The organism is Solilutibacter silvestris (assembly GCF_050574925.1).
GTDB classification, from domain to species: domain Bacteria; phylum Pseudomonadota; class Gammaproteobacteria; order Xanthomonadales; family Xanthomonadaceae; genus Solilutibacter; species Solilutibacter silvestris_A.
In genome coordinates, this window is sequence record NZ_JBCMOO010000002.1 from 1,022,472 (window position 1) to 1,037,725 (window position 15,254).

A 15,254-nucleotide genomic window follows, 5' to 3' on the forward strand; every position below is an offset into this window, starting at 1 on the left:
GACGCCTCGATGAAACTCCTCGTCATCGGTTCCGGCGGTCGCGAACACGCGCTGGCCTGGCGCCTCGCGCAATCGCCGCGCGTGGATGAAGTGCTGGTCGCGCCCGGCAATGCCGGCAGCGCGCGCGAAGCGAAATGCCGCAACGTCGCCGTTGCCACCACCGATCTCGATGGCCTGATCGCGCTCGCGCGCAATGAGGCTATCGCCTTCACCGTGGTCGGTCCGGAAGCGCCGCTGGTGGCCGGCGTCGTCGATCGTTTCCGCGAAACCGGGTTGAAGATCTTCGGCCCCACTGCCGCTGCCGCGCAGCTGGAAGGCAGCAAAGCCTACGCCAAGGATTTCCTTGCGCGCCACGGCATCCCGACCGCGTTCTACGCCGTGCATACCGATGTCGATGCGGCGCTCGCTTATGTCCGCGAGAAGGGAGCGCCGATCGTGATCAAGGCCGACGGTCTCGCCGCCGGCAAGGGTGTGATCGTCGCCATGACCCTGGATGAAGCCGAAACCGCGGTGCGCGACATGCTGCAGGGCAACGCCTTCGGCAGCGCCGGCTCGCGCGTGGTGATCGAGGAATTCCTCGCCGGCGAAGAAGCCAGTTTCATCTCGATGGTCGACGGCAAAACCGCATTGCCGATGGCCACCTCGCAGGACCACAAGCGCGTCGGCGACGGCGACACCGGCCCGAACACCGGCGGCATGGGCGCGTATTCGCCGGCGCCGGTCGTCACGCCGGACGTGCACGCGCGGGTGATGCGCGAAATCGTCAATCCGACGGTCGCCGGCATGATCAAGGACGGCATTCCGTTCACCGGCTTCCTCTATGCCGGATTGATGATCGATGCTGCGGGCGCGCCCAAGGTGATCGAATTCAACGTCCGCTTCGGCGATCCCGAAACCCAGCCGGTGATGCTGCGCCTGCAATCCGACTTCCCCGAACTGGTCGAAGCCGCGATCGATGGCCGTCTCGATGAAGTCGAAGCGCACTGGAATCCACAGGTCTCACTGGGCGTGGTGATGGCCGCCGAACGCTATCCGGATGCGCCGCGCACCGGCGACGTCATCCACGGGCTCGATGCCGCGAGCGATCCCGACTGCAAGGTCTTCCAGGCCGGCACCGCCTTCGACGCCGACGGCAACACCGTCACCGCCGGCGGTCGCGTGCTCTGCGTGTGCGCGCTCGGCAATTCGGTCGCCGATGCCCAGCGCAAGGCTTACGCCGAAGTCGACCGCATCCACTGGGATGGCGAATTCCATCGCGGCGACATCGGCTGGCGCGCAATCGAACGGAACTAATGCATCGTGCCCGATGCGTCTTCTTCGGGCACCGGTTGCAACTGCGCCGTCAACTCTTCCAGCTCGGCGATCTCTGCCTCCAAGGCGTCGTGCAATTCGCCCTGACGCGTCATCAGGGCCTCGATCTGATCCGCCTGCTTGAGTTTCTTCAATTCGCCGTCGAACAACAGCCATTGCGCCGTCAGGCGTTCGACATTGTTCTTCGAGTAGTGACGCATCTCCTTGAGCTGCGCCAGCGTGTCGTTGACGTGATCGAGCGGAGTCTTGGTATCCGCGGACATGGTGATCTCCTGTACGGGGTTCCGCCTGCAGGGTAATCGCGGGAAGCTGGCTGGTAGCGAAACGCCGGATTGCGTCTGCTACCCTCCCTCCAACCCCGGGGAGCCCGCATGTCCCATTCCCAATTCGCCCTGCTGCGCCAGCGCCGCTTCGCGCCGTTCTTCACGGTGCAATGCCTCAACGCCTTCAACGACAACGTGTTCCGCCAGGGCATCATCGGCCTGCTGTTCTGGCTGCAGGTGCCGGAGTCCGAGCGCGGCCTCTACACGCAGCTGGCGCCGGCCATCTTCATCCTTCCCTACTTCCTGTTCTCGGCCACCGCGGGCCAGATCGCCGAGAAGATGGAGAAGGCGAAACTGATCCGCCTCGCGATGTTGCTCGGCGTGGCGATCATGCTGGTCGCGGCGCTCGGCTTCGTCACCCATCACCTGCCGCTGCTGCTGATCGCGTTGTTCGCGACCGGCGTGCATTCGACGCTGTTCGGGCCGGTGAAATATTCGATCCTGCCGGCGGTGCTGCATCCGCGCGAACTCACCGGCGGCAATGGCCTGGTCGAGATGGGTACGTCGATCTCGATCCTGGTCGGCATGATCGTCGGCGGACTGATCTTCAGCATCGGCGGCGCGTATTCGCCGTGGCTGGCCGCCGCCGCGGTGCTGGCGATCGCGACCGCAGCCTGGATCGCCGCCAAGCTCATCCCCGTCGTCGGCGCCAGCGCGCCGGATCTCCGCATCAACTGGAATCCGGTCACCGAAACCGTCGGCGTGATGAAGCTGGCGCGCAAGCAGCTGGCCGTACGCAATGCGGTGCTGGGCGTGTCGTGGTTCTGGTTCGTCGGTACGGTGTTCGCGGCGGAACTGCCGGACTACGCACCGCTCAATCTTGGCGGCGGCAACACACTTTACGTCTTCGTGCTGGCACTGTTCTCGATCGGCACCGGCCTCGGCGCCGTGTTGTGCGAAAAACTCTCGGCGCGCACGGTCGAAATCGGCCTGGTGCCACTCGGTGCCTTCGGCATCAGCGTCTTCCTGTTCGATCTCTACTTTGCGCGATCGGGCGCCGCACCCGTCGGTGGCCTCGACATCCTCGGCTTCATGCACCAGCCCGGCAGCTGGCGCATCGCGATCGATCTTGTCGGCATCGGCCTGTTCACCGGCTTCTTCGTGGTGCCGCTGTTCGCGCTGATCCAGAGTCGCACGCCCAAGGACGAGCTGTCGCGGGTGATTGGTGCACTGAACATTCAGAACTCGGGCTTCGTGGTCGCGGCGTCGCTGATCTGCCTCGCCTTGCGCGAATACCTGCACTGGACCATTCCGCAGATTTTCCTGGCACTCGCTGTCGCCAACACCCTGGTCGCGATCTGGATCTTCACGATCGTGCCGGAATTCCTGATGCGCTTCCTCAGCTGGGTGCTGGTGCGCACCTTGTACCGGTTGCGCGCACGCGGCATCGACCACATCCCGGACGAAGGCGCGGCACTGATCGTCTGCAACCACGTCAGCTTCATGGATGCGCTGATCCTTTCGGCATCGATCCCGCGCCCGGTGCGCTTCGTCATGTACTACAAGATCTTCAACATTCCGGTGCTGCGCTGGATCTTCAGGATCTCCAAGGCGATCCCGATCGCCGGCGCCAGGGAAAATCCTGAACTGATGAAGCGTGCGTTCGCGGAAATCGACGCCGCGCTGGCCGAAGGCGAACTGGTCGGCATCTTCCCGGAAGGCGCATTGACGAAGGACGGCGAGATCGCGCCGTTCAAATCCGGCGTCGAGAAGATCCTCGAACAACGGCCGGTCCCGGTGATCCCGATGGCGCTGCGGGGAATGTGGTCGAGCATGTGGAGCCGTCGCGATTCCAAGCTGCATCGCGCGCGGCTGCCACGCCGCTTTCGCGCCCACGTGGATGTCGTTGCAGACGCGCCGATCGACGGCCATGGCGTGACCAGCGAAACGCTGGAAGCCAAGGTGCGCGAACTGCGCGGGGACGCGGCCTGAGGCCAACCTCGCCTGTTATGCTCGCCCGAAATCCAACGTGAGGGCGAGACCGTGGCGAATTCCAGGAACATCCCGAACCATCTGGCGTGGACGATCATCTCGACCGTCCTCGGCACCTTGCTGTGCTGTCCGCTGGGCCTGCTCGGCATCGTCGGCATCGTGTATTCGTCCAAGGTCGATCGCCTCGCCAATGCCGATGACGTCGCCGCCGCGCAGAGCGCTTCCGGCAACGCCAAGACCTGGGCGATCGTCGCCACGGTGCTGGGCGCGATCGGCCTGCTGCTCAATATCTGGTTCTACTCGCACGGCGGCATGCAGGCCTACATGCAGCAGATCCAGGCGATGCAGGCGGCCAGCGGCAAGTGACCGCCACTGCGGCCACGCTGTTCAAACAGCCCTCCGCGCGACGCGCGTGGGGGCTGTCGGCGTTGGCGGTCGTCGGTGCGTGCCTGGCGATCCTGCTGTATCGCAACGACCCGGCGAATCCGGATAGCCAGTGGGCCAGCTGCGTCTTCCGCGACATCACCGGCTGGTACTGCATCGGTTGCGGGATGACGCGCGCCTGTTACGCGATGCTGCACGGCCATCCCCTGCACGCGTTCGCGATGAATCCGCTCGGTGTCACCCTGATGCCGGTCGCGGCGTTGTCACTGGCATGGTGGGCGGGTTGGCAACCACGCATGTTCGCGCCGCTGATGCGCGTGTTGAACATGCCGAAACTGTGGATGATCCTGCTTCCCGCCTACTGGATCGCGCGCAACCTGCCATGGGCTCCGTTCCACTGGCTGGCGCCGGGCGGGCTTAATTGGTAACGATCGGCTGGCAACGACGCGTCAGGCGCGTTCGCCGGCGGCCCATTGTTCGATCAGCCAGCGCGAGATCGATACGCGCGGCGAGACTTCCAGATCGTTTTCGCCACCGCGGCCTTCCAGCGTGCGCATCACTTCGTCACGCGTGAACCAGCGCGCGTCTTCCAGTTCGTCCTGGCGGGTATCCGGCACGTCGGCTTCGGCATGGGCGACGAAACCGAGCATCAACGAACCCGGGAACGGCCACGGTTGCGAGGCGAGATAGCGGCTGCGCAGCACGCGCACGCGGCTTTCCTCGAACACTTCGCGCTGCACCGTCTGCTCCAGCGATTCGCCCGGCTCGACGAAACCAGCCAGGGTCGAATAGCGCATCTTCGGCATCCACGTCGATTGGCGGCCGAGCAGCAGGCGTTCGCCATCGCTCACCGCGACGATCACCGCGGGATCGCTGCGCGGATATTGCACCGTGCCGCAGGCGGCGCAATCGCCCTGCCAGCCGGCGCGCGAGAACGTTAATGCGCCACCGCACACCGGGCAATGGCGATGCATCGAACGCCAGCGCAACACCGCACGCGCCTGCGCGTACAAGGTGGATTCGAACGCCGGCCACTGCATTGCCGCCGCGCGCAGGTCGAGCGTGCGCTGGCCATCCGGCCACTGCGCGATCGATCGCGCGAACCACGGCATGTCGCCCTGCATTCCAAGGAAGATCGCGTCGTCGGGCAACTCGTCCGACAACATCTGCAAACCCCCTTGCGCATCGACCGCGGTGCGGCCTTCGCCATCGACGCCGATGTAGCGCGCATGCTTGCGCAGCGCGGCGAGCGCGACTTCGTCACTGCGCAGATGGTCGGCGCGATCCAGCGGTTCGGCGATGAAGGCGAATCCGGGGAGATCGTGTCCGACGGAAGCAGGACTCATGTCGTGAACGAGGATCCGCAGCCGCAGGTGGTCTTGGCGTTGGGATTGCGGATGGTGAACTGCGCGCCGGTCAACGATTCGACGTAATCAACGGTCGCACCCATCAGGTATTGCAGGCTGAGCGGATCGACCAGCAGCGTCACGCCGTTGGTGACGACGGCGAGATCGTCCTCGGCCTGCGCTTCGTCGAACTCGAAGCCGTACTGGAAGCCCGAACACCCGCCACCCTGGATGTAGACGCGCAGCTTGAGGTCGGCATTGCCTTCCTCGGCGATCAGCTCGGCGACCTTGGCGGCCGCGGCCGGGGTGAACTCGAGCGGCGTCTCCAGCTGCTGGTAGCTGGGCGTCGGGGCGGTGGTGGATTGCGCTTCCATGTCACAAGGATAAGGGCGAATGACGTCGATTCAAGCCAACTCGTGACTTAATCGACGTCGACCACGTCCTTCCAGGCGAAGCTATTGTCCACCGCCGCGCCGCCAGCCGGCTGCAAATGCGTCAGCACCCGCGTCGGCGCGAATCCCGGCGGCAGGGCGAAGTCGCCGGACACGCGCTGGAACAGCTTGAAGTCGTAGGGAACGCCGTCGGAACCGGCGTCCTGGCGCAGGTCGCTCCACGCCAGCTTGCGCAGCTTCCCGTCCTGCATGCCTTCCAGGCCGAGGGTGAACTTGCCGCTGTTGTCGCCGTCACGATTCACGTTCTGCCCGATCATCGCCTGGAAGCGCCACACCGCGCCGCCTTGCTGGTGCACCTGCATCGCCTGCACCGCCAGCGGCCGGCGGTCCGCGCTCGCGCCGACGAACTTCTGGTAGAACGCCGCGTCCGCCTTCAGGGACGCGATTTCCTCGTCGCGCTGCGCCAGCGTCTTCTGCAACTCGGCATTGGCCGCGCGCGAGATCTCGTCGGACTTTCGGGCGTTCGCCAGCGCCTGCTGCAGGTCGGCGACGTTGCCCGGCATCGACACCGCCGGATTCAGCGCGCCGGGTGGCGCGCGATGCGCCGCCCGCCACAGGCCCAGCGCCGCGCCGGCCATCACCAGCAACGCCGTCACGCTCCAGGCCACGCCGGCCAAGGTGAGGCGTCGTCTTGTGGTCGATTGTGTGGACGGGTCCGCAGTCATACGCTCGTATAGCCCCCGGCTTCACATCGCGTCAAGGTACGCTGCTGCATAAAGCGCCGAAACGGGACCCGCTTCCCGAGGGGATGTGCCAATGCTGCATCTGACTTCCACCCATGTCTTCATCATCGGCATTCTGCTCGCCTGGCTGGCGGGCATCCGTGTCTATCTCACCGTGTTCGGCATCGGTCTTGCCGGCGCGATGGGCTGGATGCACCTGCCCGAAGGCCTGCAGGTCACCGAATCGCCATGGGTGCTCGGCATCACCGGGGTGATGGCCGTGGCCGAATTCTTCGCCGACAAGATCCCCGGCGTCGACAGCGCCTGGGACCTCGCCCATACCCTGCTGCGCGTCCCCGCCGGCGCCTTCCTCGCCGCGGCGGCAATCCCCACCATCACCGGCGGCAGTGCCGATGGCGGTGCGGGGATGCATACCGGCATGCTCGCCGCAGGTGCGCTGACCGCGCTGACCAGCCACACGCTGAAGACCGCGACGCGCGGGATGATCAACACCTCGCCGGAACCAGTCAGCAACTGGACGGCGTCGATCGTCGAGGACACCACCACCGTCGGCGCGCTGGCGCTGCTGTGGACGCATCCGTGGGTCGCTTTCGGCCTGGCGATGGCGGTGACCATCACCGTGCTGCTGCTGATGTGGTGGCTGTGGCGCAAGCTGAGCCGCCTGCACCGCCAGTTGCGCGACACCTTCCAGGGCAAGCCCGCGATCGAAGCGGGCGGCGATCAGTCTTCGGCGGCCTGAGTCACCGGGACCACCCGTGGCTGGATCTGCCGGCGGCGCCCGTGGTGGTTGAACAGCAGCGCGCGTGAGCGCGGATCGGGTGGCGGGATCGCGCCCTGGCCGGCGATATCGCGTGCCAGCGGCGCCAGGTGATGCAGGGCCGAGGCATAGACCCGGCGCTTGAACATCACCACGTTGTCGATCGGGTACCAGAAATCGACCCAGCGCCAGCGGTCGAACTCGGGATGGCCGGTGGCGTCCAGGCGGACCTCGGACTCATCGCCCTTGAGCCGCAGCAGGAACCACACCTGCTTCTGGCCGATGCAGACCGCGCGTTCCTGGTGGCGGATCGCCCGCGGCGGCAGCCGGTAACGCAGCCAGCCCGGGGTCGCGCCCAATACGTCGACGTGATGCGCCTGCAGGCCGGTTTCTTCCTCCAGCTCGCGGTACATGGCTTCCAGCGGCGTCTCGTCGGTGTTCATCCCGCCCTGCGGGAACTGCCAGCCGTCACGACGTATGCGCCGTGCCCAGAACACACGCCCATCTTCGTGCATGAGCACGATGCCCACGTTGGGGCGATATCCGTCCGGATCGATCACGATGCGGACTCCAAATCTTGACTACCTTCGACTCTGCCACGCGAAATGTGACGGAACAACAGCATTGACGCCGCACCCGCAGCCATGCAAAATTACGGGTTCCCCGCACCTTGCGGGCGTTCGGCTATGTAGCTCAGCCGGTTAGAGCACAGCACTCATAATGCTGGGGTCGGTGGTTCGAGTCCACCCATAGCCACCATTGCAGGCAACCGCTGGCCAGCGCGCCAGCCCGACGCCTGCAGCGCATCAAGCAGCGCCACCACCACGTCGCGACGCGCCGGTTCATGCACCGGCAGCACCAGCAGATCGCCCGCCTGCGCCCATGCCAACGCCTGGCGGGTGGCTTCGGCTTCGTCGAGGCATACCGGCAACGCATCCCCGGACATGCCGGCGGCAAGCAGGGTATCGCGCAGGAAGGCCGCAACTTCGCCGGAGGCGCGACCACGCAGGTAGTCGCCGCCGATGTCCTTCAGCCAGATCCGATCCGGTTTCGCCGCGACCGCCACGTCGGCCAACGCGCGCAACTCCTGGTCGGTGCGGTTGCCGGCATGGCCGAGGATCAATGCCAGCCGGCCATCGCGGCGCAAGCCTTGCGCAACCTGCAGCAGCCCGTGCAAGCCATCGGCATTGTGGGCGTAATCCAGCAAGGCATCGACATCCCCCAATCGCCAGCACTGCAGGCGTCCGGGGTTGTCGGAATGCGCGCTGCCGAAGCGCGCCAGCACGGTGGCGATCGTTTCCGGCGCAATCCCCAGCGCATGGGCAGCCACCGCTGCCCCGGCGATGTTGGCGATGTTGTAGCGCGCGCTGCCGGCGACCGTGAGCGGCATCGCGGCGACGGCGCCAAGGTCGTATTCGTTTTCATCGGCGCACAGCACCAGGCGACCGCCACGCACACCGCAGGCACGCGGGCCGCGCGCGCGCGCATTGGCGAAATCGAGCGCGAACCAGGCGATTTTCTGTGGCGAGGACAACGCAGGAGCATCACGCACCAGCGTCGGGTCATCGGCGTTGAGCACCAGCGTGCCATCCGCCGCGAGCGCCCTGGCGACCACGAGCTTCACCTGCGCAAGATCGTCCAGGCTGTGGATGCCGTATTCGCCAAAATGGTCGGCAGCGACATTGGTGACCAGCGCGACGCGCGCATCGTTCGCCACCAGTCCACGCCGCAACAAACCGCCGCGCGCACTTTCCAGTACTGCCGCCTGCACGCTTGGCTGGCGCAACACCGTGCGCGCACCGACCGGACCGGAATAGTCTCCGGCCTCGATGCGTTCGCCATCGACGAACAGGCCATCGGTACTGCTGTAGCCGCTGCGCAGCCCATGCGCACGCAACATCGTGGCCAACAAGCGCACGCTGGTGGTCTTGCCGTTGGAGCCGGTCACCACCGCCTTGGGCACGCCATGCAGCCGCGACCACGGCACGGCATCCGCCGCCGGCAATGCATCCAGCGGCCAGGTCCGCGATGTTTCACCCTCGCCGATCGACAGCGCATCGTCGTCGGGATGTGCGGGCACGCCATGGGCATGCGCGGCAGCGAGCAACGCGACCAGCGCCGGCTTGGCTTCGGCGCACGCGAGTTCGCGCAGCTGTCGCAAGGCTTCGTCATCGTCGAAATGGGCGACATGCGGACGCGGTGATTCCTCCTCATCCAGCGGCGTGTCGGCGGCACGCAGGCCGAGCGCGGCATACAGCGCCCATTCGTTGACTTCGGTTGCGGTGTAGAGCTGGTCAATGGGCGCCGCGAACGCCAGCGATGCACCACTGGCGTGCTCGCGCACCACGATCGCGCCGTCCGGCCAGTCCAGCGCCGCGCGCGCGCGATGGACGTTCGCGCGCCAGCGTTGCAGTACGGCGGCATCGGGCGCCAGGCTGCCAAGAGCCGGCTTGACCAGCGCTTCCAACGCGGCCCCCGGTCCATCGAAATACAGGTTGGCGCCGGTCAACCGGCGCGAATCCTCGAAAGGTGCGTTCACGTCAGGACGGCGCTCAATCGCTTTCCTCGCGTTCGAAACGCAGGCCGCGCTCGTCGCGCACCACGCCTGCCATCGCCGCCACCAGTTGTTCGTCCAGCGTCGCGTCGAGCGCCGGCACTTCCGCGCGCGCCTGGGGTGCCGCCGTCGTGCCATCGGGCTGGAAACGGATGATCTGTTTCCACGTGCGGGTCAGGGCATCGGCGAACACCAGCACCAGGTCACCCGGCAGCGCCATCCGCAATGCAGCATCCACCGCCTGCTGTTCGTCGGGAATGATGCTGATCGCGTCGCCATCGACGCCGGCCGCCTGCAAGGCCTTGGCGATAATGCGCGGCACTTCATCGCCATCGCGTCCGCGCAAGCCGTCGTCGCGGCGACAGACGTAGTGATCGAAACGACCGGCGACCGCGGCGGCGATCTCGCGCAGGTCTTCGTCGCGACGATCGCCGGGACCGGCCACCACCACGATGCGGCGACCGCCGACATCGAGACGCTGGGCAAGATCGGCCATCACCCCGACCGCGTGCGCGTTGTGGCCGTAGTCCATCAAGACCTTGAACGGATGTTCGCCATACACGTTCATCCGGCCCGGTGCCTGGAAGAAGGTGGTGTCGAAGGTGCGCAAGCCGTGGCGGATGTCGTCGAGCTTGATGCCCAGCGAGAACGCCATTGCCGAAGCTACCATCGCGTTCTGCACGTTGTGCAACGCACGCCCTTCCAGCGTCGCCGGGATCAGGTGCGTCCACAGCAGCGGGATGTGGCTGCTCTTGTCGTACAGCGTGATCATGTGGCCGTTGACGCCGGCTTCCAGCGCGCAGGCGCGACCACCGGCGCGGATGTGTTCGCGCACCAGCGGATGCGACGGGTTCATTGTGACGTAGCAGATGACCTTGGCATCGGTATAGCCGGACATCTTCAGCACGTTGGGATCGTCGGCGTTCAGCACCGCGCATTCGCGCGCGACCTCGACCACGATGCGTTTGATCTCGGCGAGTTGCTCCAGCGTGTCGATGCCCTTGAGGCCGAGATGATCGGACGCGATGTTGATGACTGCGCCGACGTCGACTTCGGGCACGCCCATGCCGGCGCGCAACAGGCCGCCGCGCGCGGTTTCCAGCACTGCGATGTCGATCTGCGGATCGGCCAGCACCATGCGCGCGGACACCGGGCCGGTCATGTCGCCTTCGACCGTGCGCTGGCCGTCGATGTAGACACCATCGGTGGTGGTCAGTCCGGGTGTGTAGCCGGCCATCTTGACGATGTGCGCCAGCATGCGCGCGGTGGTGGTCTTGCCGTTGGTGCCGGTCACCGCGGCGATCGGCACGCGCGACGGCGTGCCATGCGGGAACAGCATGTCGATCACCGGGCCGGCGGCATCGCGCGACGTACCTTCGCTGGGCGCAATGTGCATGCGGAAGCCGGGTGCGGCATTGACTTCGCAAATGCCGCCACCGATGGTCTTGTAGCTCTCGGCGATATTGGTGGTGAGGAAATCGACGCCGCCGACATCAAGTCCGATCGCGCGCACCGCACGCTCGGCCATGGCGCGATTGTCGGGATGGATAATGTCGGTGACATCCGTCGCGGTGCCGCCGGTCGAGAGGTTCGCGGTGGAACGCAGCGGCACCACTTCGCCATCCTTCGGCACGGAGCCGGTGGTGTGACCGGCGCGTTCCAGCATCAATTCGGCCTCGCGATCGAGCTGGAGTTTGGTCAGCACCTTCTCATGGCCGATGCCGCGACGCGGATCGCCGTTCACGATCTCGACCAGTTCCGCCACCGTGCGTTGGCCGTCGCCCACGACATGGCCGGGCGTACGTTTGGTCGCCGCGACCAGTTCGCCGTTGACCACCAGCAGGCGATGATCGTCGCCGGCGAGATACGTTTCAACGATCACCGAACGCGAATGCTCGCGCGCCGCATCGAACGCGGCACGGACGTCGTCTTCCTCCGAAATATTGATGGTGATGCCGCGACCGTGGTTGCCGTTGTACGGCTTCAGAACCACGGTTCCGCCCAGGCGTCGCGCCGCGCGCCACGCGCCATCGGCGTTCTGCACCAGTTCCTGGCGCGGTACCGGCAGTCCGAGCGAGGCCAGGATCTTGTTGGTCTCCTCCTTGTCGCTGGCCAATTCCACCGAGATGTGCGGCGTGCGCCCGGTCACCGTGGCCTGGATGCGCTGCTGGTACTTGCCGTGGCCGAGTTGCACCAGCGATTGTTCGTTGAGGCGCAGCCACGGGATGCCGCGCTCTTCCGCCGCGCGCACCAGCGACGCGGTGGACGGCCCCAGTGCGCGCCGTTGCGCATAGCGGATGAAGCCGTCGCGTTCTTCTTCCCAGTTCCACGCGCGGTCGGTCGCCGTGCGCAATTCCGCCGGCAGCAGCGAATCCAGCAACTTCAGCGCCAGTTCGCCTGCGGCGATGCCTTCCTCGCGCTGCGCATATTCATAAACCACCGAATACACACCAGGACGATCGTCGGAAATGCTGCGGGTCTTGCCGAAGGTGACGTCTTCGCCGGCGACGTTCTGCAATTCGATCGCCACATGTTCCAGCACATGTCCGAGCCAGGTGCCGTCCCCCTCGCGCATGCGGCGGACGAAACCGCCCGGCTCGCGATACGAACAGCCATGTTCGGCCAGCCCCGGCAACGCCTGCAACAGACCGTCGATGAAGGCGTCGCCCAGCTTCGCGGTCGGCCATTGCTCCAGCGCACCGAGATCGAGTTCGAGGCGGATGACCGGGAAACGCGCGTACTGCGACGGACCGACGTAGACATTGCGATTGAGGATGCGCATGAAACTCCCTTTCCAATTATTCGTGTGCGTTGTTCGTGTACGGAGTGCTATTCCTTCACTGTCGACAGCGTGCCCGCCGCGGCCCTGCGTGTTTCCAGATTGAAGGTGGCGCCCGCGGTGAGGACGTGCAACTGCACGCCGAGCATGCACACCGGTGCATCGCCACCGACTTGCGCCATCGAGGAGAACTGCAGGCCGTCGGCGTCGACCACCGTGACCGCGCCGCTGCCTTCCACTTCCAGGGTGTTGTCCGGGCCGATGAAGGCCGCGGTGTCCTCATCCACGCCGAGGCCAATCGCGAACGGATTGCAGGCCAGCGCGGCGAGCAGGCGACCGAGGCGATCGCGCTGGCGGAAATGCTGGTCGATGACGACGCGATTCGTCAGTCCGAGCCCAGGCGCGAGACGCACGCCATTGGCATGGGGCGTGGCCGATTCGCTTTCGCCACCCGCGATCATGTGTTCGCTGAGGATGCCGGCGCCAGCGCTGGTGCCACCCACCGGGATGCCATGGGCATTGCAGGCGCGGATCGCCTGCGCCACCGGCGTACCGCCGAGGATGGTCGACAGCCGCAACTGGTTGCCGCCGGTGATGAAGATGCCGGACGACTGCTCGATGCGGGCGATGCGGTTGCGTTCGTGGGCATCGCGGCGGGTGTCGAAATCGAGCACGTTGACGTTGCGCGCGCCCATCCCGCCGAAGATCTGTTCGTAACGCCCGCCGGTCTCATTGAGACGGCTGGCGGTGGGAATCACCGCGATTTCCGCGCCCTTGCCGCCACACAATTCGAAGAACCTGCGCAGCACGCGCATGTCGCTTTCCTTGTCCTCCGCACCGCCAATGGGAACGATCCAACCACGCTGCGCGCCATCGGCGACCTTGCTGGGACACATGTGCTGCGATTTCCCCCTCAGTGTTGATGTTCGAACATACCACGCACCACCGCCACGCCCGCGCGCACGTGGAAAACGCCGCCGAGCAAGACGTGATGCGCCGCGCCGGTGCCATCCAGCACGACCAGGTCGGCATCGCCACCGGCCGCGATCGTGCCCTTGCCGCGCAGGCGCAGCAGCGCCGCCGGATTGCGGGTGAAGGCCGGCAATGCCTGCTCGAGGGGCAGGCCGCGCGCCAGTAGTGCATTCAACGTTTCCAGCAACGCGCCGGAATGACCGACGTCCATGCCGCAGACGCGCCCCTCGCCATCGAAGCAGGGCAGGCAACCGCCAGCATCGGAACTGATGCTGACCCGTTCCACTGGCGCACCGCTGGCGAGATAACGCAGCAAGGCCTCATCGGCGGGCCACGCGTCCTCGCCCTCCTCGACCGGGAAGGCGGTGATGTCGACATGGCAGCCGCGCTGGGCCAACGCCAGCGATTCCTCGAACAGGGCCTTCCTGCGATTCACGTGCGTCGGCTGGAATACCCGTGGCGGCAATTCGCTGGTGTCGAGCGCCTGCCGCACCAGTTCCAGGCCACGCACGCCATCGCCGAGATGCAGGTGGACGATGCCGGCCTTGCCGGTCATCAGGCCGGCCACGTGCGCTTCGGAGGCCAGCCGCAAGACTTCGTCGAGCGTTGGCTGGCTGGAACGATGATCGCTGATCGCCACTTCACCGACGCCGATCAACGGTTCGGCGAAGGCGATGTCGCCGCGCACTGTGCCGGTCAACGTGGTCGGCGGGAAGTGGTAGCCGCCGCAATACCCCCACGCCGACAATCCCGACTCGCGCAAGGCATACACCTGCGCCAGCAATTCCGCAGTCCCGCGCGCGGCGTCATCCGTCCCCAGCAATCCCACCACCGAAGTCACCCCGGCCGTGGTGTAGCGCGACAGCGATGGCGCCGGCACCCGGCTGGCGAATCCGGCTTCGCCGCCCCCGCCAGTGACATGGACATGGCCGTCGATCAAACCGGGAATCAGGCGCAAACCCGCGAGATCGAGCGCCTCGACCTCCAGCGCCGCCGGCAGTGCCGGCTCGCTCTCGCCCATCCACAACACCTTGCCGCCTCCGATCAACAGATGGCGAGGTCCGAGCGCATCGGGCGCATATACATCGGCATTACGGAGCAACAGCAGCAAATTGGCCATCACCGCAGCGTGCGGGGGTGGCCGGAAACCGTCAAGCAGGCGCGGCCATGATGTGCCCGCGGGGCATTGGCGATGGCCGGGCCAGAAGATGAACCAAGGTGAGCGCGCACGGTCCCAGCAACAGCGCGTAATCGGCGATGCACGCCAACTCCCAGCGCAGACCCAGATCGGGCAGCGGATGGAAGATCGGCAACAGGACATGGAACTGGAAGATGTAGAAGGCGCCGCCATAGAGCACGCCGAGCATCGCGATGCGGACCGCCGGCTTTCCGGATTCGAACAAGCGGCCCAACGGGACCGCACCGAGGATCATCAGCAACATCATCGCCAACTGCACGAAGGCGCCCGTCACCGCCGCCGCCAATGGCGCCATCGACCTGACGTCGACGAACCAGCGCGCGACGGAGCGCAGGATGCGTTCCAGCGGGATATTCCAGTAGATCGCGGCAATGGCGAGATCGATCGCCCCCATCGCAGCGGCGACGAGGAGCAAGGTTCCGGCGGTGCTTCCGATGGATGAACCGGCATTGGCGTTCTGGCGCATCGCGATCGTCCCGGGTTGGCCCAAGCCCAGCATACAAAGCATATTCCCGACGACCGGACCGATTCAGCCGGCAACACCCGGACCAATCAGGCCGCGG

At 66.1% G+C, this 15,254-nt stretch carries 15 protein-coding genes and 1 tRNA gene; 6 read left to right on the plus strand and 10 right to left on the minus strand.

What is annotated here, in order from left to right:
* The first annotated feature begins 9 nt into the window (after positions 1-9).
* Positions 10-1,293, plus strand: a complete 1,284-nt coding sequence (purD, locus tag ABE093_RS05380) for a phosphoribosylamine--glycine ligase (protein WP_430759803.1) — start codon at positions 10-12, stop codon at positions 1,291-1,293.
* On the opposite strand, the gene ABE093_RS05385 is transcribed toward purD, so the two are convergent.
* Positions 1,290-1,574: a hypothetical protein gene (locus ABE093_RS05385; protein ID WP_430759804.1), complete on the minus strand. Its 285-nt coding sequence runs from the start codon at positions 1,572-1,574 to the stop codon at positions 1,290-1,292. The two genes, purD and ABE093_RS05385, sit on opposite strands and share 4 nt — an antisense overlap.
* Before the next feature lie 108 nt (positions 1,575-1,682).
* Between ABE093_RS05385 and ABE093_RS05390 the strand changes: the two genes are divergently transcribed.
* From ABE093_RS05390 to ABE093_RS05400, 3 genes are read left to right on the plus strand one after another with little or no spacing between them, the layout of a single operon-like run.
* On the plus strand, positions 1,683-3,566 hold the full coding sequence (locus ABE093_RS05390) for an MFS transporter (RefSeq protein ID WP_430759805.1): 1,884 nt from the start codon (positions 1,683-1,685) through the stop codon (positions 3,564-3,566).
* 51 nt (positions 3,567-3,617) lie between these two features.
* Entirely contained in the window at positions 3,618-3,932 is a 315-nt protein-coding gene (locus ABE093_RS05395; protein WP_430759806.1) for a CD225/dispanin family protein, read from the plus strand.
* Complete coding sequence (locus ABE093_RS05400) at positions 3,929-4,378, plus strand: DUF2752 domain-containing protein (RefSeq protein WP_430759807.1); 450 nt, start codon at positions 3,929-3,931, stop codon at positions 4,376-4,378. The genes ABE093_RS05395 and ABE093_RS05400 overlap by 4 nt, the downstream gene beginning before the upstream one ends.
* 21 nt (positions 4,379-4,399) lie before the next feature.
* Here the strand turns inward: ABE093_RS05400 and nudC are convergent, their stop codons facing one another.
* The 3 genes from nudC to ABE093_RS05415 are packed head-to-tail and all read right to left on the minus strand — an operon-like array spanning position 4,400 to position 6,356.
* Complete coding sequence (nudC, locus tag ABE093_RS05405; RefSeq protein ID WP_430759808.1) at positions 4,400-5,296, minus strand: NAD(+) diphosphatase; 897 nt, start codon at positions 5,294-5,296, stop codon at positions 4,400-4,402.
* Entirely contained in the window at positions 5,293-5,670 is a 378-nt protein-coding gene (erpA, locus tag ABE093_RS05410; RefSeq protein WP_430759809.1) for an iron-sulfur cluster insertion protein ErpA, read from the minus strand. Before erpA ends, nudC begins: the two co-directional genes overlap by 4 nt.
* A 47-nt stretch (positions 5,671-5,717) precedes the next feature.
* The gene (locus tag ABE093_RS05415) at positions 5,718-6,356 is read right to left on the minus strand and encodes a DUF6776 family protein (protein WP_430759810.1); all 639 of its coding nucleotides are present in this window, start codon (positions 6,354-6,356) and stop codon (positions 5,718-5,720) included.
* A gap of 157 nt (positions 6,357-6,513) precedes the next feature.
* Here ABE093_RS05415 and ABE093_RS05420 point away from each other — a divergent pair, with 157 nt between their 5' ends.
* Positions 6,514-7,170, plus strand: a complete 657-nt coding sequence (locus ABE093_RS05420; protein ID WP_430760094.1) for a DUF4126 domain-containing protein — start codon at positions 6,514-6,516, stop codon at positions 7,168-7,170.
* On the opposite strand, the gene ABE093_RS05425 is transcribed toward ABE093_RS05420, so the two are convergent.
* A complete protein-coding gene (locus ABE093_RS05425) occupies positions 7,152-7,748 on the minus strand; it encodes an RNA pyrophosphohydrolase (RefSeq protein WP_430759811.1) in 597 nt (198 codons plus the stop codon). The genes ABE093_RS05420 and ABE093_RS05425 overlap by 19 nt on opposite strands.
* Before the next feature lie 122 nt (positions 7,749-7,870).
* On the opposite strand from ABE093_RS05425, the gene ABE093_RS05430 reads away from it, so the two are divergent.
* Positions 7,871-7,947 (plus strand) — tRNA-Met (locus tag ABE093_RS05430).
* On the opposite strand, the gene ABE093_RS05435 is transcribed toward ABE093_RS05430, so the two are convergent.
* The 5 genes from ABE093_RS05435 to ABE093_RS05455 form a co-directional block, all read right to left on the minus strand.
* Positions 7,904-9,088: a glutamate ligase domain-containing protein gene (locus ABE093_RS05435; RefSeq protein WP_430760095.1), complete on the minus strand. Its 1,185-nt coding sequence runs from the start codon at positions 9,086-9,088 to the stop codon at positions 7,904-7,906. The genes ABE093_RS05430 and ABE093_RS05435 overlap by 44 nt on opposite strands.
* A 652-nt stretch (positions 9,089-9,740) precedes the next feature.
* On the minus strand, positions 9,741-12,524 hold the full coding sequence (gene cphA, locus ABE093_RS05440) for a cyanophycin synthetase (protein ID WP_430759812.1): 2,784 nt from the start codon (positions 12,522-12,524) through the stop codon (positions 9,741-9,743).
* Positions 12,525-12,571: 47 nt separating this feature from the next.
* Positions 12,572-13,417: a cyanophycinase gene (locus tag ABE093_RS05445; RefSeq protein WP_430759813.1), complete on the minus strand. Its 846-nt coding sequence runs from the start codon at positions 13,415-13,417 to the stop codon at positions 12,572-12,574.
* Between the two features lie 17 nt (positions 13,418-13,434).
* Positions 13,435-14,613, minus strand: coding sequence for a beta-aspartyl-peptidase (iadA, locus tag ABE093_RS05450; protein ID WP_430759814.1), 1,179 nt, complete (start codon positions 14,611-14,613; stop codon positions 13,435-13,437).
* Positions 14,614-14,644: 31 nt separating this feature from the next.
* Complete coding sequence (locus tag ABE093_RS05455) at positions 14,645-15,157, minus strand: hypothetical protein (protein WP_430759815.1); 513 nt, start codon at positions 15,155-15,157, stop codon at positions 14,645-14,647.
* Between the last annotated feature and the right edge of the window lie 97 nt (positions 15,158-15,254).